The 20,258-nt window shown below is 59.6% G+C and carries 18 protein-coding genes; 8 read left to right on the top strand and 10 right to left on the bottom strand.

All coding sequences use genetic code 11. The features are described 5' to 3' along the window. Positions 1-131 precede the first annotated feature (131 nt). The 4 genes from H8F23_RS16285 to H8F23_RS16270 form a co-directional block, all read right to left on the bottom strand. A complete protein-coding gene (locus H8F23_RS16285; protein WP_194935027.1) occupies positions 132-1,325 on the bottom strand; it encodes an acetyl-CoA C-acyltransferase in 1,194 nt (397 codons plus the stop codon). Positions 1,326-1,337: 12 nt separating this feature from the next. Then, the gene (locus H8F23_RS16280; protein ID WP_194935026.1) at positions 1,338-2,099 is read right to left on the bottom strand and encodes an SDR family NAD(P)-dependent oxidoreductase; all 762 of its coding nucleotides are present in this window, start codon (positions 2,097-2,099) and stop codon (positions 1,338-1,340) included. Positions 2,100-2,115: 16 nt separating this feature from the next. Then, positions 2,116-3,780, bottom strand: a complete 1,665-nt coding sequence (locus tag H8F23_RS16275; RefSeq protein WP_194935025.1) for an AMP-binding protein — start codon at positions 3,778-3,780, stop codon at positions 2,116-2,118. 226 nt (positions 3,781-4,006) lie between these two features. Beyond that, a complete protein-coding gene (locus H8F23_RS16270) occupies positions 4,007-5,023 on the bottom strand; it encodes an AraC family transcriptional regulator (RefSeq protein WP_194935024.1) in 1,017 nt (338 codons plus the stop codon). Positions 5,024-5,314: 291 nt separating this feature from the next. Here H8F23_RS16270 and efeU point away from each other — a divergent pair, with 291 nt between their 5' ends. From efeU to efeO (H8F23_RS16250), 4 genes are read left to right on the top strand one after another with little or no spacing between them, the layout of a single operon-like run. Beyond that, on the top strand, positions 5,315-6,160 hold the full coding sequence (efeU, locus tag H8F23_RS16265) for an iron uptake transporter permease EfeU (RefSeq protein ID WP_194935023.1): 846 nt from the start codon (positions 5,315-5,317) through the stop codon (positions 6,158-6,160). A gap of 8 nt (positions 6,161-6,168) precedes the next feature. Then, positions 6,169-7,368 carry an iron uptake system protein EfeO gene (gene efeO, locus H8F23_RS16260; RefSeq protein ID WP_194935022.1) on the top strand — a complete coding sequence of 400 codons (1,200 nt, stop codon included), beginning with the start codon at positions 6,169-6,171 and terminating at the stop codon, positions 7,366-7,368. A gap of 18 nt (positions 7,369-7,386) precedes the next feature. Beyond that, on the top strand, positions 7,387-8,685 hold the full coding sequence (efeB, locus tag H8F23_RS16255) for an iron uptake transporter deferrochelatase/peroxidase subunit (protein WP_194935021.1): 1,299 nt from the start codon (positions 7,387-7,389) through the stop codon (positions 8,683-8,685). 28 nt (positions 8,686-8,713) lie between these two features. Next, the gene (gene efeO, locus H8F23_RS16250; protein ID WP_186623277.1) at positions 8,714-9,538 is read left to right on the top strand and encodes an iron uptake system protein EfeO; all 825 of its coding nucleotides are present in this window, start codon (positions 8,714-8,716) and stop codon (positions 9,536-9,538) included. Between the two features lie 122 nt (positions 9,539-9,660). Here efeO (H8F23_RS16250) and pssA read toward each other — a convergent pair whose 3' ends face one another. Then, on the bottom strand, positions 9,661-11,004 hold the full coding sequence (pssA, locus tag H8F23_RS16245) for a CDP-diacylglycerol--serine O-phosphatidyltransferase (protein WP_093432748.1): 1,344 nt from the start codon (positions 11,002-11,004) through the stop codon (positions 9,661-9,663). 204 nt (positions 11,005-11,208) lie between these two features. Between pssA and H8F23_RS16240 the strand changes: the two genes are divergently transcribed. Together H8F23_RS16240 and H8F23_RS16235 are read left to right on the top strand one after the other, a co-directional pair. After that, the gene (locus H8F23_RS16240; protein ID WP_194935020.1) at positions 11,209-11,772 is read left to right on the top strand and encodes a TetR/AcrR family transcriptional regulator; all 564 of its coding nucleotides are present in this window, start codon (positions 11,209-11,211) and stop codon (positions 11,770-11,772) included. Positions 11,773-11,826: 54 nt separating this feature from the next. Beyond that, positions 11,827-12,306 (top strand): nuclear transport factor 2 family protein, encoded by a 480-nt coding sequence (locus H8F23_RS16235; RefSeq protein WP_038361256.1) that lies wholly within the window; start codon positions 11,827-11,829, stop codon positions 12,304-12,306. A 121-nt stretch (positions 12,307-12,427) separates the two neighbouring features. Here the strand turns inward: H8F23_RS16235 and sfnG are convergent, their stop codons facing one another. Further along, positions 12,428-13,510: a dimethylsulfone monooxygenase SfnG gene (gene sfnG, locus H8F23_RS16230; protein ID WP_194935019.1), complete on the bottom strand. Its 1,083-nt coding sequence runs from the start codon at positions 13,508-13,510 to the stop codon at positions 12,428-12,430. Positions 13,511-13,845: 335 nt separating this feature from the next. Here sfnG and H8F23_RS16225 point away from each other — a divergent pair, with 335 nt between their 5' ends. After that, positions 13,846-14,625 (top strand): TSUP family transporter, encoded by a 780-nt coding sequence (locus tag H8F23_RS16225; RefSeq protein ID WP_194935018.1) that lies wholly within the window; start codon positions 13,846-13,848, stop codon positions 14,623-14,625. Here H8F23_RS16225 and nudC read toward each other — a convergent pair. The 4 genes from nudC to H8F23_RS16205 all read right to left on the bottom strand — a co-directional run bounded on the left by nudC (position 14,593) and on the right by H8F23_RS16205 (position 18,953). After that, positions 14,593-15,423: an NAD(+) diphosphatase gene (gene nudC, locus H8F23_RS16220; RefSeq protein ID WP_194935017.1), complete on the bottom strand. Its 831-nt coding sequence runs from the start codon at positions 15,421-15,423 to the stop codon at positions 14,593-14,595. The two genes, H8F23_RS16225 and nudC, sit on opposite strands and share 33 nt — an antisense overlap. 6 nt (positions 15,424-15,429) lie before the next feature. Then, complete coding sequence (locus tag H8F23_RS16215) at positions 15,430-16,242, bottom strand: crotonase/enoyl-CoA hydratase family protein (protein WP_186623282.1); 813 nt, start codon at positions 16,240-16,242, stop codon at positions 15,430-15,432. Between the two features lie 205 nt (positions 16,243-16,447). Then, entirely contained in the window at positions 16,448-17,371 is a 924-nt protein-coding gene (locus tag H8F23_RS16210) for a magnesium transporter CorA family protein (RefSeq protein ID WP_194935016.1), read from the bottom strand. 7 nt (positions 17,372-17,378) lie between these two features. Further along, the gene (locus H8F23_RS16205; RefSeq protein WP_095048880.1) at positions 17,379-18,953 is read right to left on the bottom strand and encodes a RimK family protein; all 1,575 of its coding nucleotides are present in this window, start codon (positions 18,951-18,953) and stop codon (positions 17,379-17,381) included. Positions 18,954-19,045: 92 nt separating this feature from the next. On the opposite strand from H8F23_RS16205, the gene H8F23_RS16200 reads away from it, so the two are divergent. Then, positions 19,046-20,146, top strand: coding sequence for a peptidase C39 family protein (locus H8F23_RS16200; protein WP_194935015.1), 1,101 nt, complete (start codon positions 19,046-19,048; stop codon positions 20,144-20,146). The last annotated feature ends 112 nt before the right edge of the window (positions 20,147-20,258 follow it).

The following is a 20,258-nucleotide window of genomic DNA, read 5'->3' as shown; positions in this document are numbered from 1 at the left end:
CCTTAAATCCGGGTTACACACGTTCCCCTGTAGGAGCTGCCGCAGGCTGCGATCTTTTGATCTTGATTTAAAAACAAGATCAAAAGATCGCAGCCTCGTTGCACTCGTCAGCTCCTACAGGATTAGTGTGTTTAGTAAAGGCATTCCACAGCCATGGCCGTCGCTTCGCCGCCGCCGATGCAGATCGCCGCAATACCGCGCTTCTGCTTTCTCTGGCGCAAGGCCGACAACAACGTCACCAGAATCCGCGCACCCGAAGCACCGATCGGATGACCCAGCGCACAGGCGCCACCATGCACATTCAGCTTGTCATGGGGGATTTCCAGGTGCGTCATCGCCGCCATGCCAACCACGGCAAACGCTTCGTTGACCTCGAACAGATCGACATCACCCAGCGACCAACCGGTTTTCTTGATCAACTTCTTGATCGCGCCAATCGGCGCCACCGGGAACAGGCCCGGCGTGTCGGCGAACGCAGCGTGGCCATGGATCACCGCCAGCGGTTTCAAGCCGAGTTTCTGCGCCTGCGACTGACGCATCAGCACCAGTGCCGCCGCGCCATCAGAGATCGAGCTGGAGTTCGCCGCCGTCACCGTGCCGCCTTCGCGGAACGCCGGTTTCAGCGAGGCAATCTTGTCCAGTTTGGCTTTCGGTGGCTGCTCGTCGTGGCTGATCAGCACCTGCTCTTTGCCGACGGTCACGGTCAGCGGAACAATTTCGTCTTTGAAGCTGCCGTCTTCGATTGCCTGCTGAGCGCGGGTGGTCGAGGCGATGGCAAAAGCGTCCTGTGCTTCGCGGCTGAAGTGGTTGGTCTCGGCGCAGTCTTCGGCGAAGGTGCCCATCAAGCGGCCCTTGTCGTACGCGTCTTCGAGGCCGTCGAGGAACATCGAGTCGAGCACGCGGCCATGGCCCATGCGATAACCGGCGCGGGCACGATCCAGCAGATACGGCGAGTTGGACATGCTTTCCATGCCGCCGGCGATCACCACATCGGCGCTGCCAGCTATAAGCATGTCATGGGCGAGAATGGTGGTTTCCATGCCCGAGCCGCACATCTTGTTGACCGTGGTGCAGCGGGTCGATTTATCCAGCCCGGCGCCCAGTGCCGCTTGACGTGCAGGTGCCTGGCCGAGGCCCGCAGGCAGTACGCAACCGAACAGCACTTCATCGACCGCGTCGCTGGCAACACCGGCCCGTTCAACCGCTGCCTTGATCGCCGCAGCACCGAGTTGCGGCGCGGTGAGGCTTTTCAGTTCGCCCTGAAAACCGCCCATCGGCGTGCGCACGGCGCTGACGATAACAATCGGGTCGTTGGAAATAGTCATGACAAATCCTCCTTACTTGGCGGCCATGCGCAAGGCACCGTCGAGACGGATCACCTCGCCGTTGAGCATGCTGTTTTCGATGATATGCCGAACCAGCGCGGCGTACTCGGCAGGCTTGCCCAGACGCGGCGGGAACGGTACGCCGGCGGCCAGCGAATCGCGGACTTCCGGGGTCATGCCGGCCATCATCGGCGTTTCAAAAATGCCCGGGGCGATGGTCATCACGCGGATGCCGAAACGCGCCAGCTCACGGGCGGCCGGCAGGGTCAGGCTGGCGATCGCGCCTTTCGAAGCGGAATACGCCGCTTGGCCGATCTGGCCGTCGAACGCTGCGACCGAGGCGGTGTTGATGATCACGCCGCGCTCGCCGTCGGCATTGGCCTCGGCTTCGGCGATGGCCGCAGCGGCCAGGCGCAACATATTGAAGCTGCCGATCAGGTTGACGTTGATCACTTGGGCGAAACTGCTCAGTGCATGCGGGCCGTTCTTGCCGAGGATCTTCTCGCCACGGACGATACCGGCGCAGTTGACCAGACCGTTGACGCTGCCAAAGGCTTTAACGGTGGCCTGCACGGCAGCTTCAGCGGCGGCTTCGTTGCTGATATCGGCAACGACGCTTTGCGCGCCGAAACGCTGCGCCTGTGCGGCGACAGCTTCGGCGTTCATGTCCACCAGCATCACTTTGGCGCCGGCACTGACCAGCAATTCAGCGGTGGCGGCACCCAGGCCGGACGCGCCGCCGGTGACGATAAAAACCTTGTTTTCGATCTGCATGACTGGACTTCCTGATTCAAGCTGAAACGTTATGCGCCGCGGCCTCTTGAGCCTTGGCGATTTCCTGGTTGCGCAAGATAAAGCGCTGCAATTTGCCACTTGGGGTCTTGGGCAATTCGCTGACAAATTCGATTTCACGCGGGTATGAGTGCGCGGCCAGACGTTTGCGTACGTGTTGGCGCAATTCTTCGGCCAGCTCCGGCGCGGCACGGTATTGCGCACTCAGCACGACGAAGGCTTTGACCAGTTCGGTGCGCTCCGGGTCCGGCTTGCCGACGACGGCCGCTTCGACCACCGCAGGGTGCTCAATCAGCGCACTTTCGACATCGAACGGACCTACGCGGTAGCCCGATGTGGTGATCACGTCATCGCTGCGGCCGACAAAACTGATACTGCCGTCCGGGTTCCATTCCACGGTGTCACCGCTCAGGTAGTAATCGCCGACGAAAGCCTTGGTCGGCGCGCCTTCGTAACCGCCGAACCAGCACATCGGCGATTGCGGACGATCGATGGCGAGGATGCCTGGCTGGCCGACGCCGAGTTCGTTGTACTGATTATCGAGCACAACGATGCGATGGCCCGGCGAGGCGAAACCGGCGGCACCGACGTGCACAGCGTGATCGAGGCCGTGGTGGTTGCACAGGACCATGCCCAGTTCGGTCTGGCCGTAATGGTCGTGGATGACCACGCCGAGGTTGTCGGCGAACCAGCGGATGACTTCCGGGTTCAGCGGCTCACCAGCGCTGCTGACGATGCGCAACTTGCCCTTGATCGACTTGGCGAATTCGTCGCCACCGGCGATCAGCAAGCGATAAGCGGTGGGCGAACCGGTGAGGTTGGTGATGCCGTACTTGTTGATCACCCGGCACGTGCTTTCGAGGGTGAACGGCCCATCGTAGAAAGTGATCGGATGGCCCATCGACAATGGCCCGGTGACGCCGAAATAGATGCCGTAGGCCCAACCCGGATCGGCGACGTTCCAGAAGGCGTCTTCGGGACGCAGGTCTACCGCATCGCGGGTGTAACTCTGAAACGCGACGATGGCTTTGAGTGGCACCGACAGCGCTTTCGAAGGGCCGGTGGTGCCGGAGGTGAACATCAGCAGGAACGGGTCTTCGCCGGTCAACAGGACCGGTTCGCAGACATTGGCATAATTGGCCAGCTCGGCCCAGAAGCTGAAGTCGCCACGGACGATGCCCTGGCCTTTGGCGCCGCCTACGGTCACGAGGGTCGGGCAGTCAGTGACTTCGGCGAGTTTCGGCCGATTGACCGCATCGGTGACCACGACTTTGGCGCCGGAGCTGTTCAGGCGATGTTCGAGGGCTTTGGGGCCGAACGCGGTGAACAGCGGTTGATACACCGCGCCGATGCGCCAGGTGGCGAGCACGGTGATGAGCAATTCGATGTTGCGCGGCAGCAGGCCGGCGACCTTGTCGCCCTTCTGCACACCCTGGGCGAGGAGGAAGTTGGCGAAACGCGAGGCTTTGTCCTGCAGGTCGCTGAAGGTGTACGTCGCACTGGCGCCGTCGCGGCCTTCCCAGAACAGCGCAATGCGCCCGGGCAAGGCATGACGGTCGCAACATTCGACGCAGGCGTTGAGCGCCGCAAGCGTACCGCTGAGCGCGGCATCCACGGTGTGCTGATAGTTGAACTGTTCAGTGGCAGACAAGTAATCGCGCATTGCCAGAATCCCTCTGTTTTTTATTAGGCTGGGAACCGTAAACAACAGGGGGATAGTCGCGCTGTAGGGCGGTGGCGGCAATGGTCAAAGCCATCAAAGTGGCTGACTGGTTTGGCCAACGTTTAAGTTTTGTGTTGCCTGGACTGACCTCTTCGCGAGCAAGCTCGCTCCCACAGGGGGAATGCGTACCAAATGTGGGAGCGAGCTTGCTCGCGAAGAGGCCGGTTCAGACAACCTCATTCAGGATCAGCTGGCGATAGTGGCCCGGATTCGACCCCGACCACTTGCGAAACGCCTTGTAGAACGAACTCGCATCGGCAAATCCCAAGCGGCTGGCAATCTCGACAAAACTGATCGAAGGCTCCGCCAGCCAGATAATCGCCAGTTCTTTGCGCACGCTGTCCTTGAGCCCTTGGTAGGTCTGCCCTTCTTCCGCCAAGCGCCGGCGCAACGTCGAAGCTGACATGCACAACTGTTGGGCCAAGGCCTCGGTTTCGGGCCACTGCTCGGCCGGCAACTCCCGCAGATCGTGCTTGATCCGACTGGCAAGGCTTTCCGGGTCGCGATACTTGACCAGAATGTTGGCCGGGGCGTGGGCGAGAAAGCGTTTCAGTTCTTCGGCGGTGCGCTTGATCGGTAGATCGAGGCAATCGGCAGAGAAGATCATCCGCGTGCGTGGACGCTCGAAACGCAGGTTTTCCGAGAACATCACTCGATAGTCATCGGTGAACTCCGGCGCCGCACAGCGCAGTTCGATCGCCAGAATCGGAATCCGCCGCCCCGCCAGCCAACAGGCCACACCGTGGACGATCATCCAGTAGGTGAAATAGGTGAAGGCGCGACGCGGTTCGTGGTCATCCTCCAGCAGGACGATTTCCGCCAGACTTTGCTGATGCACCAATTGCGCTGGCATGCGCTCCAGCATCAGTGACAGAAAACTCAGCCCCGCGCTCAAACCCGCCGCCAGCGTCGGTTGCGCCATCGCACTGCGGCACAGAAACTCCAGACTGCCGGACTTGAGCTTGCGCGGGTCCATGCCAAAAAACTCGTCATCCCCGCGTCGGGCCAACAAGCGCCAGAGCCTGGCGTACTGCGACGCCGGTACCCGGCCGTGCTCGTTTTGCAGCAACGCCGGAGCAATCCCGACCTTGTTCAACACCTCTTCGGTGGCTGCGCCCGGGGCACAACTTTGCAGCAGCGCTTCACGCACCAGTTGCACGGCGATGGTGTCTTTTTCCGACATGGAGCGCGGTAAACCTTGTTGTTTTTGAGTGGTGGGCATCTTACCGCAGGACACGAATTCAACACGAATCCCCTGTAGGAGTGAGCCTGCTCGCGATAGCGGTGGGTCTGAAAAATCAGCGCTGACTGACACGACGCCATCGCGAGCAGGCTCACTCCTACAGGGATCAATGCGAGGCAAAAATTGAGGTCGTTCAGCAACTGTTCAGGTTTATGCCAATCATTGTCATGTGAGAATGCTTGTCATTATGTTACAACTTGTAACCTCTTCGAATGACTTACTGGACACCGAATGCTCGTTCCCTTCCTGATCATGCTGCGCGAAGGCATTGAAGCCGCGCTGATCGTTGGCATTATCGCCAGCTACCTGCAACAGACTGGCCGTGGTCAATGGATGCCTGCCGTGTGGATCGGCGTATTTCTCGCCGCCGCCCTCGCCCTGCTGGTCGGCGGTGGTCTGGAGCTGGTCAGCGCTGAATTCCCGCAAAAGCAGCAGGAGCTGTTCGAAGGCGTGGTCGGGCTGGTGGCCGTAGGCATTCTCAGCTCCATGGTGTTCTGGATGCGCAAGGTCGCGCGCTCGATCAAGCATTCGCTGCAAGCCTCGCTGGATCACGCGCTGACTTCCTCCAAACATCAGGTGATTGCACTGATCGCCATGGTGTTCTTCGCGGTCGCTCGCGAAGGCCTGGAAACGGTGTTCTTCCTGCTCGCGGTATTCCAGCAAAGCGAAGGCCCCGGCGCGCCGATCGGTGCCCTGCTCGGGCTGATTCTGGCGATCATCGTCGGTTTCCTGATCTACAGCGGCAGCATGCGCCTCAATCTTTCGGCGTTCTTCAAGTGGACCGGCCTGTTCATTCTGGTGGTGGCCGCCGGGATTCTCGCCAACTCGGTGCAAGCCCTGCACGAAGCCGGGTTGTGGAATCACCTGCAAACCGTGCTGTTCGACTTCAGCGCGACGCTGCCGATGGATGGCCCGTTGGGCTCGGTGCTCGCCGGCATGTTCGGTTATCAGGATGCGCCGACTGTCAGCACCCTTGGGGCCTATCTGATTTATCTGCTGGTGGCGCTGGTGATGTTCTTTTACCCGGCGCCCCCGGCCAAGCCTTCCGCGCAATCGTCTTCCGTTTCCAGCCAATAAGGGCATTCATGTCAAAGCCTAATACTCCTCAGGCCTCCCCTCCTCGCGCCTTGCGTTGGGCGGTGGCCGGCTCGGTGGTGGTGATGATCGCCGCCGGTGGTCTGTTTTATTACGCCTCGAAAATGGCTGCGGCCAAGCGTCAGCACAACCACGATGAAGTGGTGGTGAACATTCATCCCGGCAGTTGTGAACCCAACGCGCTGACGGTGCCGGCCGGTCGCGCCAGTTTCCGCATCGTCAACCGCTCCGACCGTGCCGTGGAATGGGAAATCCTCGACGGCGTGCTCGTTGTCGAGGAGCGGGAAAACATTGCGCCGGGCCTCAGCCAAGTGATCAACGCCAACCTGCAACCGGGCGATTACGCGATCACCTGCGGCCTGCTGAGCAACCCGCGCGGCACCCTGCACGTGACGCCAACTGCCGCCTCTGATGCTGCGGCCAAAGCCAAGCCGTCGATGGTCGCCTTCGTCGGGCCGCTGTCGGAATTTCGCGTGTACCTGGCCAGCCAGAGCAACGCATTGATCAAAGCCGTGACCGCGCTTGATCAAGCGATTGAAAGCGGCGACTTGAGTCAGGCTCAAGCGCTGTACTTACCGGCGCGCGCGGCTTATCAACGTCTGGCCCCTGCCGCGCAACGCCTGGCGGAACTGGACAACAGCATCAACGCCCGCGCCGATTATTTCGAAAAACGCGAACAGGATCCGGCCTTCGTCGGTTTCCACCGCATCGAATACGCACTGTTCCAGCAGCGCAATCTCGACCCACTGACGCCCGTTGCCCAGCGCCTGCTCAGCGATGTCACTACGCTCAAACAGCAATTGCTCGCGCAGAGCCTGCCACCGGAGCAACTGGTCAGCATCATCGTGCGCAACCTCAACACCTTGGCCGACGTCCGTGCTGCCAGCGGTGAAGAAGAACGCTACAGCCACAGCGACCTCAACGGTTTCGCTGCCAACGCGCAAACCGCACACAAAGTCGTCGATCTGCTGCGGCCAATGCTGACCAAGTCGGCGGCCGAGCTGTTGCCGAACATCGACAAGGCGCTGGCGGACTTCGACAGCGAACTCGATACCTACAAGATCAAGGACGGCTACGCCAGTTACGACGCCATCAGCGGCGAACAACGCAAGCAGATTGCCGACAAGGCCCAGGCTCTGGCCGACGCTCTGGATGGCATCGATCCCGCCCTCGGCCTCTCCGGCCTGTAAGCAGAAGACGATTTGACGATGAAAGATATCGAACCACTCAACCTGCAACGTCGCCGTGTCCTGATGGGCATGGGCGCCGCCGGTGTCGCCCTCGCCGGCTCGGCCCTAAGCTGTCCGGCCATGGCCGCCGCGCCGGCACAAGTCACCGAAGCACCGAGCAGTGACAAGACCCAAGATCGCCACGATTTCCACGGCGTGCACCAGACCGGCATCGTCACCCCGCGCCCGGCGTCGGGCATGTTCGTCTCGTTCGATGTGTTGGCCAGTGATCGTGAAGATCTGGAGCGACTGTTCCGCACCCTCAACGCGCGCATCGCGTTCCTGATGAAGGGCGGCCCGGTGGCGCAGATCGATCCGAAACTGCCGCCGCCGGACTCCGGCATCCTTGGCCCGAATGTAACCCCGGACAACCTGACCATCACCGTTTCGGTCGGCGAGTCGCTGTTCGACGAGCGCTTCGGTCTGGCCGACGCCAAGCCCAAACGCCTGATGCGCATGGTCGGGTTTCCCAACGATGCGCTGGACGCCGATTGCTGCCACGGCGACCTGAGCCTGCAGTTCTGCTCGAACACCGCCGACACCAACATTCACGCCCTGCGCGATATCGTCAAAAACCTCCCCGATCTGCTGCTGGTGCGCTGGAAGCAGGAAGGCAGCGTGCCGCCGCAAGCCCCGGCAAAACCCGGCGTGCCGGCGCAATCGGCGCGTAACTTCCTCGGCTTCCGCGATGGCTCGGCCAACCCCGATTCCAACGACGCTAAAGCCATGGATCGCCTGGTCTGGGTGCAACCGGGCAGTGACGAACCGGCCTGGGCCGCTCACGGCAGCTATCAAGCGGTGCGGATCATCCGCAACTTTGTCGAGCGCTGGGACCGTACGCCATTGCAGGAACAGGAAAGCATCATCGGCCGGGTCAAAACCACCGGCGCGCCGATGGGTGCGCAGCATGAGACTGAAGTCCCGGACTACAGCAAAGACCCGGCCGGCAAGCTGACCAAGCTCGACGCGCACATTCGCCTGGCCAACCCACGCACCGCCGCGAGCCAGGCCAACCTGATCCTGCGCCGGCCGTTCAACTATTCGAATGGCGTGAACAAGAACGGTCAACTCGACATGGGCCTGCTGTTCATCTGCTACCAGGCCGACCTGGAAAAAGGCTTCATCACCGTGCAGACCCGCCTCAACGGCGAGCCGCTGGAGGAATACCTCAAACCGGTCGGCGGCGGCTATTTCTTCACCCTGCCGGGTGTCACGGGCGACAAGGACTTTATCGGTCGCTCGCTGCTCAACGCCACACAACCGAAAACAGCCGCATAAAACAATCTCGACACTGGAACCGCCCCCGATGAAAAAGACCCCACTCGCGTTACTGCTGACCCTTGGTTTGCTCAACACCCCGCTGTCGGCATTCGCTGCCACCGCACCGCTGGATCTGGTGGGGCCGGTTTCGGACTACAAGATTTACGTCACCGAGCAATTGGATGAGCTGGGCAGCCACACCCAACAATTCACCGATGCGGTGAAGAAAGGTGATTTGGCCACCGCGCAAAAGCTCTACGCGCCAACCCGCGTTTACTACGAGTCGATCGAGCCGATTGCCGAGCTGTTCAGTGACCTCGATGCCTCCATCGACTCCCGTGTCGACGACCACGAGAAAGGCGTGAAGGCTGACGACTTCACCGGCTTCCACCGCATCGAATACTCGCTGTTCTCGGAAAAAAGCACTCAGGGCCTTAACGAGTTGGCGGACAAGCTCAACAGCGACGTAAAAGATCTGCAGACCCGCGTCGCCGGCCTGACTTTCCCGCCGGAGAAAGTCGTCGGCGGTGCCGCCGCGCTGCTGGAAGAAGTCGCCGCGACCAAGATCTCCGGCGAAGAAGATCGCTACAGCCACACTGACCTGTATGACTTCCAGGGCAACATCGACGGGGCGAAGAAAATCGTTGATCTGTTCCGTCCGCAGATCGAGCAGCAGGACAAGGCTTTTGTCGCGAAGGTCGACAAGAACTTTGCCACCGTCGACAAGATTCTGGCCAAGTACAAGACCAAGGACGGCGGTTTCGAGACGTATGACAAGGTCAAGGACAACGACCGTAAAGCGTTGGTCGGGCCGGTGAATACGCTGGCTGAGGACTTGTCCACGTTGCGTGGCAAGTTGGGGCTGAATTAAGTTTTTTAGCGTCTGGTCTGGCCCCTTCGCGAGCAAGCTCGCTCCCACATTTGGAATGCATTTCCCTGTGGGAGCGAGCTTGCTCGCGAAGGCTTTATCAGCCGCGCTAGATAATTTCGATTTTAGAGAATCCGGTAGAGCAACCGCTCAATCCGCACCCGACTCACGCGCTTGAGAAACTTGGCCACCCCGGCCGGGTATTCGGGCAGCGTCTCCAGGCTCTGAAAGCTGTCAATCCGCGTGGTATGGCGGAAAATCTCTTCCAGTTCCTTCGCCCGTGGCTCCAGCCATTCGCCCTTCGGATCATCGATCAACAAGGCGTTTTCCAGATCCAGGCGAAACGCTCGTGGATTAAGGTTGTTGCCGGTCAGCAACGTATAGCGCTGATCAATCCACATGCCCTTGAGGTGATAGGTGTTGTCGCCGTCACGCCACAAGTGCAGGTTCAACTGACCGCTGTCGATGTTGCGCTGATGGCGTTTGGCAAAGCGGCGCAGGCTGATTTCGTACAGATACGGCAACGCCGCGATCACCTTGAACGGCTCGCTCGGCGGGATATAAAAGTCGTTGGCGGTCTTGTCGCCGACCACGATATCGATCTTCACGCCACGGGCCAGCGCTCGGTTGATCTCGCGGATCACCCCCAGCGGCAGGTTGAAGTACGGGGTGCAGATGGTCAGCTGTTTTTGCGCGCTGGCGATGAGTTCGAGAATCGCCCGGTTCAACGGATTGTTCTTGCCGACGCCGAGCAACGGGCTGACCGACAGGCCGTCTCTGGCGGTGCTGCCATTGGCGGTGTCGTACGTCGCGTATTTGAGACGGCTGCGCAGATCGCCGATGTCGTTGCGCAGGCTGCGTGTGGTCGGCAGGTTCGGCAGATCGAGGCGATGCACGGCTTTCGATTCGATCAGGCCATGTTTGACCAGGTGATGCATCGAGTCGGCCAGCTCAGCGCTGTGCAGCACGTGATAACGGTCGAAGCGGTACTTGTCGAACTTGTGCAGATAAACGTTATTCAGGCTCGCACCGCTGTAGACCACGCAGTCGTCGATCACGAAGCCCTTCAAATGCAGCACACCGAACAACTCGCGGGTCTGCACCGGCACGCCGTACACCGGCACTTCGCTCTGGTGCGTGCGGGTCATTTCCTGATACCACGCCGAATTGCCCGGCTGCTTGCCGGCCCCGATCAGCCCGCGCTGGGCGCGCAGCCAATCGACGACCACGGCGATCTCCAGCTCGGGGCGCTTGAGCTTGGCGGCGTGCAAGGCATCGAGGATTTCCTGACCGGCTTCGTCTTGCTGCAGATACAGCGCGACGATGTAGATGCGCTGTGTCGCCGTGGCGATTTTCTCCAGCAGGCAACGACGAAACTCGGCGGCGCCGGACAGAATGGTCACGGCCTCGGCGGTCAGCGGAAAGCTGCGCAATTTGGGCAGCAAGGAACGTTTGAAAAGCAACGGCATAGGGCTCGCAATGGGTCGAATCCGAAGAACCCGAGAGCTTACACCATCACACCCTTCGGGTCTTGTTAGTGCCCGTAATGAGATCAAAAGATCGCAGCCTTCGGCAGCTGCTACACGGGCCAATGTAGGAGCTGCCGAAGGCTGCGATCTTTTGATTTTAAAAAACCATTGCCAAAGGAGAACAATCGTTCTACTGTTCGCCACATGAACGAAATCACTAGCAATGACACACGCGACATCATTCTGGATGTCACCGAAAAGTTGATCTACAAAAGTGGCATCGCTGCCACCAGCATGGATCTTCTGGTGAAAACCGCCGGCGTCTCCAGAAAAAGCATCTACCGTTACTTTGCCGACAAGGACGCGCTGACCGTCGCCGCCCTGCAACGCCGCGATGTGCGCTGGATGCATTGGTACAGAAGCACTGTCGATCAGGCCGAAACTCCGGCCGATCGCCTGCTTAACCTGTTTACCGTGCTCAAGAACTGGTTCGCCTCCGAAGGCTTTCGCGGCTGCGCGTTCATCAACACCAGCGGCGAGACCGGCGACCCGCAAGACCCGGTGCGGCTGGTGGCGAAAGAACACAAACAGAAGCTGCTCGACTACGTGTGCGAGCTGTGTACCGAACATGGCGCCGAGGATCCGCAACTGCTGGCCAAACAGCTGCTGATCCTGATTGATGGCGCCATTACCGTAGCGCTTGTGATGGGTGATCACAGTGCCGCCGATAATGCGCAATGCATGGCGCGAAAGTTATTGGACCTGTAACGCCTTAATAAGCCGGACTTGTTGTTCAATTATTAATTAGATCGGGAGACTGATATGTCTACTGCAGCCCAGGTACGTCCGCCATTGCCGCCCTTCAACCGTGAATCGGCCATCGAGAAAGTTCGCCTGGCCGAGGATGGCTGGAACTCCCGCGACCCGGAACGGGTATCGCTGGCTTACACCCTTGACACCAAATGGCGCAACCGCGCCGAGTTCGCCAACAACCGCGAAGAAGCCAAGGCCTTCCTCACCCGTAAATGGGCGAAAGAGCTGGATTACCGCTTGATCAAGGAACTCTGGGCTTACTCGGATACCCGCATTGCCGTGCGCTATGCCTATGAATGGCACGATGATTCGGGTAACTGGTTCCGTTCCTACGGCAATGAAAACTGGGAATTCGATGAGCAGGGCCTGATGTTCCAGCGCTACGCCTGCATCAACGACATGCCGATCAAGGAAAGCGAACGCAAGTTCCACTGGCCGCTGGGCCGCCGCCCGGATGATCACCCGAGCCTGTCTGACCTCGGCCTGTAAGCCAACACAGCTCCAACTGCAGGAGTGAGCCTGCTCGCGATAGCGGTGTGTCAGTCAACATATAAGTTGGATGTTCAGACGCCATCGCGAGCAGGCTCACTCCTACAGGGGATGTGTGGGTTCAGGCGACAGCGGCAGTCTTTTCTGCCTCCAGCTCGCGCACCAGCGGCAACACCCGCCGCCCGAAATATTCGACCTCTTCCTGAAAGTGCAGAAACCCCGCCAGCACCAGATCCACCCCCACTGCTTTCAACGCGACAATCCGCTCGGCAATCTGCAACGGCGTGCCAATCAGATTGGTCTTGAAACCATCGTTGTACTGCACCAGATCCTCAAACGTCGATTTCGCCCAGTTGCCCTCACCTTCCGGCGATGCTCGGCCTGCCTGTTTCGCCGCATCGCCAAAAGCGTTTACCGCTTCCGGATCAGCCTGGTCAATGATCTGCGCAAGTACCGCCCGCGCCTCTTCTTCGGTTTCACGGGCGATGACAAAGGCATTCACGCCGATCTTCACCGAGTGATTATTCGCTGCCGCCTTGGCACGAATATCGTCGACCTGCGCCTTGATCCCCTCAACGCTGTTGCCGTTGGTGAAATACCAGTCCGAAACCCGTGCGGCCATGTCCCGCGCGGCACGGGAACTGCCGCCCTGGAAAATTTCCGGACGACCCAATGGTTTCGGTTTCAGGCTGTAATTATCGAAGCGGTAGAAATCGCCGCGAAAGGTGAAGTTGTCCTGACTCCACACGCCTTGCAGTGAGCGAATGAACTCCTCGGAACGGCGATAACGCTCGTCGTGCTCCAGCCAATGCTCGCCGATGGCCTGGAATTCACCCTTGAACCAGCCACTGACGATGTTCACCGCGATGCGGCCGTTGGTGAGTTGGTCGATGGTCGCCAATTGCTTGGCCGCCAGCGCCGGTTGCCACGGGCCGGGCAGAATCGCGGCGATCACCTTGAGTGTGCTGGTGGCAGCGAGTAGCGCATGGCTGAACGCGACGGACTCGTGCTGGAACTCTGCGCCGTAACCGGCAGTGAAGCGGATCTGCGTCAGCGCGTATTCGAACCCGGCCGCCTCGGCGAGCTGCGCCAGTTTGCGGTTGTAGTCAATGCCCCAATCGGTGCGCTGTTCGATCTTGCTGACCACCAGCCCACCGCTGACGTTCGGCACCCAGTAGGCAAATTTTACGGCTTGCTGACTCATTGGCGTGTCCTCGGGACATTTGCGGAGATGGGAGTGGTAGAGCAGCAAGCGTGCCAAGCGTCGGAGCCCAGGTTTTGTTGGTGTTTGGGGTCGGATCGATGTTTTGTAGAGGGGAGATTTGTTGGCTGGATGTTGAGTGGGCAACAGTAAGTTTTGCATTGGCCGGGATGCCGCCTTCGCGAGCAAGCTCGCTCCCACAGGGTGGAATGCATTTCAAAATGTGGGAGCGCGCTTGCTCGCGAAGGCGTCAGACGGGTCGCCGCAACAGTTGGATACAGGTAACATGACCGCCCTCCCCGCAGCCAAATCTGCGCCCTGCCGAATAAGCCGATTCCATGCCTTTCGAACTCAGCGTTGACCTCACCACCCTCGCCATTCTGGCCTTTGTCGCGTTCATTGCCGGTTTCATCGATGCCATCGCCGGCGGTGGCGGCCTGCTGACCACGCCCGCCCTGCTGACCGCTGGCCTGCCGCCGCATCTGGTGCTCGGCACCAACAAACTCAGCTCGACGTTCGGCTCGGCCACTGCCAGTTTCACCTTCTACAAACGCAAGCTGTTCCACCCGCGCCAGTGGACCCACGCCATCGTCGGCACACTGGTCGGCGCCCTGACCGGCGCCATCGTCGCGCATTACCTGCCGGCAGAATGGCTGAACAAAATGCTCCCGGTGATTGTGTTCGCCTGCGGCTTGTACCTGTTGTTCGGCGGCACACCGAAAGCGCCGCTGGACAGCGACGCGCCGATCAAAAAGAAATGGCAATCGAGCCAAGGCTTCAGCCTCGGTTTCTATGACGGCGTGGCCGGCCCCGGCACGGGCGCGTTCTGGACGGTGAGCAGCCTGCTGCTCTACCCGATCGACCTGGTCAAGGCCAGCGGCGTGGCGCGCAGCATGAACTTCGTCAGCAACATTGCGGCGCTGTCGGTGTTCGTGTTTTCCGGGCAGGTGGACTGGATCATCGGCCTGAGCATGGGCCTGTCGGTGATGGTCGGCGCGTTCTTTGGCGCGCGCACCGCGATCAGCGGCGGCGCCAAGTTCATTCGCCCGGTGTTCATCACCGTGGTGCTGGGTTTGACCGTGCGTTTAGCCTGGCAGCACTGGTTCAGCGTGGCCTAAGCGTTGCGCCACGTAGACGTCGATCAGGTAACGGGCAATCGACTTTGACGCCGGCAACGGCGGCAGGTCGTGCACGTTGAACCACTGGGCGTCTTCGATCTCGTCTTCCTGACAGACAATCTCGCCACCGGCATATTCGGCATGGAAGCCGAGCATCATCGAATGCGGGAACGGCCAGCACTGGCTGCCCAGGTACTGAATGTTCTTCACCTCGATCTGCACTTCTTCGCGCACTTCACGAATCAGGCAATCCTCAGCCGATTCGCCCGGTTCGGCAAACCCGGCCAGCGTGCTGTAGACCCCGGTGACGAAACGCGGTGAGCGCGCCAACAGAATCTCGTCGCCACGAGTGATCAGCACGATCATGCTCGGTGAAATGCGCGGATAACTGCGTAGATCGCACGGCGGGCAATACATCGCCCGCTCACGCGGCACCTGCGTCATCGCCTGGCCGCAATTACCGCAGAAACGATGCTCGCGCGCCCAGGTACCGATCTGTGCGGCGTAACCGAGGACTTTGTAGACCGTGTGCTCGCCATCGAGCATGAACGCCCGCAGACCTTTCCAGTTGCAACCCGGCACTTCGCTGGCGTTGTGCAGCTCCAGCAAGTACACCGGCTCACCGTCGAGATGGCCAATGCCATGCTCGGCGAGGACCGACAAGTCCTGACGCTTGAGCCATTCCCGAGGGAACAGCGCGCCGTTGTCGTCGAACAAAAAGCCTTCCGGGCTGCGCGCCACGGCCCAGCCGCCGGGTTGATCGGTGTCCAGTACTGCAGTGGTCCAGCGAGATGTCATGGTTTCTCAATCCAGAAATTCGGGTTTCTGTTTGCTCATATGGGCGGCCATGGCCACGCGCAAGTCGGTGGATTGCAGCATGGCGGCGTTCCAGGTGGCAACGTATTCGAGACCGTCGTCGATACGATGGTCGCGCATGTAGCTGATCATTTCCTTGGTGCCGGTGACCGCGATCGGCGACTTCGCAGCGATCTCGCGAGCGATGTCCAGCACCCCTTCAAGCAGCGCGTCTTTGTCGCTGTAGACACGATTGACCAGGCCAATGCTGCGCGCCTCGTCAGCACCGAACGTGCGACCGGTGTAAGCCAGTTCACGCAGCATGCCGTCCCCGATGATCCGTGGCAACCGTTGCAAAGTGCCAACATCGGCGGCCATGCCGATATCGATTTCCTTGATCGAGAATTGTGCGTCTTCGGCGGCGTAGCGCATGTCGCAGGCCGCGATCAGGTCAATCGCACCACCGAGGCAATACCCCTGAATGGCGGCAAGCACCGGTTTGCGGCAGTTGTCGACGGCGTTGAACGAGGCTTGCAGGGTGAGGATCTTGCGGCGCAGCAGGCGCGCGTTGCGGCCAACGTCCTTGCCCAGTTCATTGGCGACGCCGGCGAGCATCATCAGGTCGATGCCGGAGGAAAAGTGTTTACCGTTGCCGCTGAGGACCACCACGCGCACTTCGTCGGTGTCGTCGATCCACTGGAATATCTCGACAATCTCGCTCCAGAACGCCGCGTTCATCGCGTTGATCTTTTCCGGGCGATTGATCTGGACATGGGCGATGTTGTCGGCCAGTTCGACACTGAAGGCGGAGTATTGAGTCATGGCAGTGATCCTTTACCGGGCTGAAAATAAGGCCCGAACTATAACAAGGCATCACAGTGGCGGTTCGGCCAAATGCGGGACTGTCCTGAGTTTTACTCCGCCTGTACCGGCAGTCGAATCGTCGCACCGTCGCTCCCACATTTTGAAATGCATTCTCCTGTGGGAGCGAGCTTGCTCGCGAAGGCGTCCGATCAGTCACTACAAATCATCTGGCCAAACGCCGCAACCCAAACAACATCCCGCCCGCCCCCAGCAACATCGCCGCCAGAAACACCGGATAGGAAATCCACCACGGCGTCCCCGCCGTCATCATGCTGAACTCCGACATCCCGCCAATACTGGCAATCAGGTTCAACGGCAGAAACACCACGTTGATCAACGTCAGTTTGCGCAGCAGGTTGTTCATGCTGTTGTTCATCAGATTGCCGCGCGCATCGATCAGCCCGGAAAACACCGTCGAGTAGATTTCTGCCTGCTTGTAGCACTGGTTGTTTTCGATGATCAGGTCGTCGATCAGGCCGAGCGCTTCGCTGCCGAAGTGTTGTTTTTCCGCGTGATTGCGCAGCCGCGTCAGCACCGCGCCGTTGCTGTGCAGGGCGTTGATGTAATAGATCAGGCTTTCACTGAGGTTGAACATCTGGATCAGATGCTGGTTCTGCATCGAGGCGTTGAATTTCTGCTGCAACTCGCGGGCGACCAGTTTGATCACCTTCAAGTGCCCAAGGTAGTGATGGATGTTGTTGAACAGCAAGTCGAGCAACACATCCAGCGGCGTGTTCAACGGCTGGCGGGTGCCGAGGCCGTGCAGCGGCGTGTCGTCGGTGGCGATCACCAGCAGTTGCCCGGGTGCGAACAGTAGCCCGCAGGACGACACTTCAAACGCCAGACTGCCACCGCCGGAATAGTTTTCCGGGCGTTTCCAGATCAGAAACAAATGGTCGGGATGGAACTCGATGCGCGACACCTCGTCCGGGTCCAGCGCTGACGCCAGTGCATGCTCATCGACCTTGAAATGACTGTGCAGCAAGTCACGTTCGGCAGCATCGGGGTTGCTGAACAGCATCACCTCGGCATCCAGTCGTTCGACCCGCTGCAGGGCGCCGTGGCTCAGTGCGAAGCTGTTGATCATCGGCGCCTCACCACGCCTGACCGCGACGCTTGAGTTCCAGGCGTCGCACGAACTCCTCAAGCACCAGTGCGTACAGATCGTCGTGTAAATAGGCGTCTTCAATGCCGGCGTCGAGGTTGGGGTTGTCGTTGACTTCGATCACCACCACCTTGTCGCCGGCCTGTTTCAGATCGACGCCGTAGAGGCCGTCGCCGATGAGGTTTGCGGTTTTCACCGCCAGTTCCACCACCGCGCGCGGCGCCTCGTGGATCGCCATGGTCCGGCATTCGCCGTTGACGTCCTGACCCTTGGCTTTGTGATTGTAGATTTGCCAGTGGCCCTTGGACATAAAGTACTGGCAGGCGAAGATCGGTTTGCGGTTGAGCACACCAATGCGCCAATCGTATTCGGTGTAGAAAAACTCCTGCGCCAGCAACAACACCGAGTGCTCGAACAGTTCGGCGGTCGCCTCAAGTAACGCCTGCTGGCTTTCGACCTTGATCACACCACGGGAAAAACAGCCGTCAGGGATCTTCAATACCAGCGGAAAGCCAAGGCGCTCACCCACGCGTTCGAAATCTTCGGGGCGTTCCTTGTAAAGGATTTCGGTGGCGGGCATGCCCAGTTGATGGCTATTGAGCAAGTCCGTCAGGTAGACCTTGTTGGTGCAGCGCAGAATCGACGTCGGGTCATCCATCACCACCAATCCTTCACTTTCGGCCTTCTTGGCGAAACGATAGGTGTGATTATCGACGCTGGTGGTCTCGCGGATCAGTAAGCCGTCGTACTCGGCCAGACGTGCGTAATCCTTGCGCTCAATCAACTCGACATCAATGCCCATACCTTTGCCGACCCGGACGAAATTCGCCAGTGCCTTGGCGTTGGACGGCGGCAACGCCTCCTGCGGATCGTGCAATATCGCCAGGTCATAGCGCGCCACTTGCGGCGAACGCGGCACCCGCCAGACTTTACGGCTGAACCCGTCCAGTGCGTTGGCGAACTGATCTTCCTGATCATCGCGCAACTTGTGCAGAGCGCCGGACTTTATGCCTTCGATGTGCCAACCATTAGTTCGACGGAACTCAACTAACAATATCGGGCAGGGAAACACTTCAAACAATTGCCGCGCCAGATCCTGTAATGGCTCGATATGTGTCCGACCGAAATACAGGGTCAGGGTAAATCCTTCGGTATCACTGTAGAGATGATGACTGAGGGCTTTCTCGAGCGTTTTATCGAGGTCATCCAGCGCCAGGCCATACAGTGATTTTTTCGTCAGCTCGCTGATGGTGCGCACGGAGGGAATCACCTTGTGCCCCCGCGCTTCGGCCAGCAGTGAGCAGTAGTAGCCATGACCGAGATACTTGTAGCTGCGGCACAGATTGATCACCTGCACACGCTTGCCCGGCTCGCTGTCACAGCTGTGCTCGAGGTATTCCTGAGCCGTCAGGATGTCTTCACTTGGGAAATATGAAGCCCAGTCTTCCTTGCGCTCGACAATAATCAACACTTGGCTGGATGCCTTAATCGCCGAACTTAAATAAGTTGCCGCCGGCAAACTTTGCTCGGATACTTCGCGCCAATGACCCTGTACCGCTGACATAGAGATTGATCCGTTGGAGAACAAGACCTTTTCTATTAAGCACGAAGTTTTTTGAAAGTCTCGTTTCGTTACGCAACTTTTACGGTGGTCATATGAAGGCTGTTTTTCGTTTGGCGGTAGTTGAAGACTTGCCGGCATTGCTGGCACTGGAAATGCAATGTTTCACCACGGACCGGCTTACCAGTCGCAGCTTTCAATGGATGATCACCCGTGCTCACGGGCAGTTGCTGGTGGCGGAGTGCGACGGTCAATTGTTGGGTTATGCGTTGGTGTTGTTTCATCGCGGCACTTCGCTCGCGCGGCTGTATTCCATTGCACTGGCCGTTGAAGCGCGAGGAACCGGTCTGAGCAAGCAACTGCTGCAACGCATCGAAGCGATGGCGCTGGAGCACGATTGTGCCTATCTGCGGCTGGAGGTGCGCATCGATAACCCTGCGGCCATTGCCCTGTATGAACGCAATGGCTACCGGCGCTTTGCACTGATTCACGATTACTACGAAGACCACGCCGACGCGCTGCGCCTGGAGAAACGCATTCTCCAGCACCGCGACTCGCGCAGCATCAAGGTACCTTACTACCCGCAAACCACCGATTTCACCTGTGGCCCGGCGTGCCTGTTGATGGCCATGGGCGCATTGCAGTCGGAGCGTTTGCTGGAGCGTCGGGAAGAGTTGCAAGTCTGGCGGGAAGCGACGACGGTGTTCATGACCTCCGGGCATGGCGGTTGCAGCCCGCAAGGATTGGCGTTGGCGGCGTGGCGTCGGGGGTTTCGCGTGCGTATGGCGCTGAGCATGAGCGGGCCGTTATTCCTCGATGGAGTGCGGGATGCGCATAAAAAAGACGTCATGCGCTTGGTCCACGATGAGTTTACGGCGCAATTGCATGAGACCGATGTCGAGTGTGTGATCGGTGCGTCGCTGGATCTGCCGCGCTTGCTGGATGCCGGCGGGCAGCCGATGGTGTTGATCAGCAGCTATCGACTGACCCGCTCGAAGTCGCCGCATTGGGTGATCGTCACCGATTGCGACGAGGATTTCGTTTACCTGCATGACCCGGATGTCGATCACAGCCAGCATCGCCAACCCATGGACTGCCAGCATGTGCCGGTGAGTCATGGCGAGTTCGAGAAGATGTGCCGGTTTGGCCGGGGGAAGCTGCGCGCGGCGGTGGTGCTGTATTCCCGCGAAACGTAAGCCTCCACATGTAGGAGCTGCCGAAGGCTGCGATCTTTTGATCTTGATTCTCAGAAACAGGATCAAAAGATCGCAGCCTCGTTGCACTCGACAGCTCCTACAGGGGGAATCT

Source organism: Pseudomonas neuropathica, from assembly GCF_015461835.1.
Lineage (GTDB): Bacteria > Pseudomonadota > Gammaproteobacteria > Pseudomonadales > Pseudomonadaceae > Aquipseudomonas > Aquipseudomonas neuropathica.
The sequence above is the reverse complement of the archived record's forward strand: the minus strand, read 5'-3'. Positions and strand labels throughout refer to the sequence as shown.

Coding starts and splice junctions, on each gene's coding strand:
- efeO (WP_186623277.1), top strand. CDS start 8,714: ATGAAAAAGACCCCACTCGCGTTACTGCTGACCCTTGGTTTGCTCAAC.
- H8F23_RS16225 (WP_194935018.1), top strand. CDS start 13,846: ATGCCTTTCGAACTCAGCGTTGACCTCACCACCCTCGCCATTCTGGCC.
- H8F23_RS16215 (WP_186623282.1), bottom strand. CDS start 16,242: ATGACTCAATACTCCGCCTTCAGTGTCGAACTGGCCGACAACATCGCC.
- H8F23_RS16275 (WP_194935025.1), bottom strand. CDS start 3,780: ATGCGCGATTACTTGTCTGCCACTGAACAGTTCAACTATCAGCACACC.
- sfnG (WP_194935019.1), bottom strand. CDS start 13,510: ATGAGTCAGCAAGCCGTAAAATTTGCCTACTGGGTGCCGAACGTCAGC.
- H8F23_RS16280 (WP_194935026.1), bottom strand. CDS start 2,099: ATGCAGATCGAAAACAAGGTTTTTATCGTCACCGGCGGCGCGTCCGGC.
- nudC (WP_194935017.1), bottom strand. CDS start 15,423: ATGACATCTCGCTGGACCACTGCAGTACTGGACACCGATCAACCCGGC.
- efeU (WP_194935023.1), top strand. CDS start 5,315: ATGCTCGTTCCCTTCCTGATCATGCTGCGCGAAGGCATTGAAGCCGCG.
- H8F23_RS16235 (WP_038361256.1), top strand. CDS start 11,827: ATGTCTACTGCAGCCCAGGTACGTCCGCCATTGCCGCCCTTCAACCGT.
- efeO (WP_194935022.1), top strand. CDS start 6,169: ATGTCAAAGCCTAATACTCCTCAGGCCTCCCCTCCTCGCGCCTTGCGT.
- H8F23_RS16205 (WP_095048880.1), bottom strand. CDS start 18,953: ATGTCAGCGGTACAGGGTCATTGGCGCGAAGTATCCGAGCAAAGTTTG.
- H8F23_RS16200 (WP_194935015.1), top strand. CDS start 19,046: ATGAAGGCTGTTTTTCGTTTGGCGGTAGTTGAAGACTTGCCGGCATTG.
- H8F23_RS16240 (WP_194935020.1), top strand. CDS start 11,209: ATGAACGAAATCACTAGCAATGACACACGCGACATCATTCTGGATGTC.
- pssA (WP_093432748.1), bottom strand. CDS start 11,004: ATGCCGTTGCTTTTCAAACGTTCCTTGCTGCCCAAATTGCGCAGCTTT.
- efeB (WP_194935021.1), top strand. CDS start 7,387: ATGAAAGATATCGAACCACTCAACCTGCAACGTCGCCGTGTCCTGATG.
- H8F23_RS16285 (WP_194935027.1), bottom strand. CDS start 1,325: ATGACTATTTCCAACGACCCGATTGTTATCGTCAGCGCCGTGCGCACG.
- H8F23_RS16270 (WP_194935024.1), bottom strand. CDS start 5,023: ATGTCGGAAAAAGACACCATCGCCGTGCAACTGGTGCGTGAAGCGCTG.
- H8F23_RS16210 (WP_194935016.1), bottom strand. CDS start 17,371: ATGATCAACAGCTTCGCACTGAGCCACGGCGCCCTGCAGCGGGTCGAA.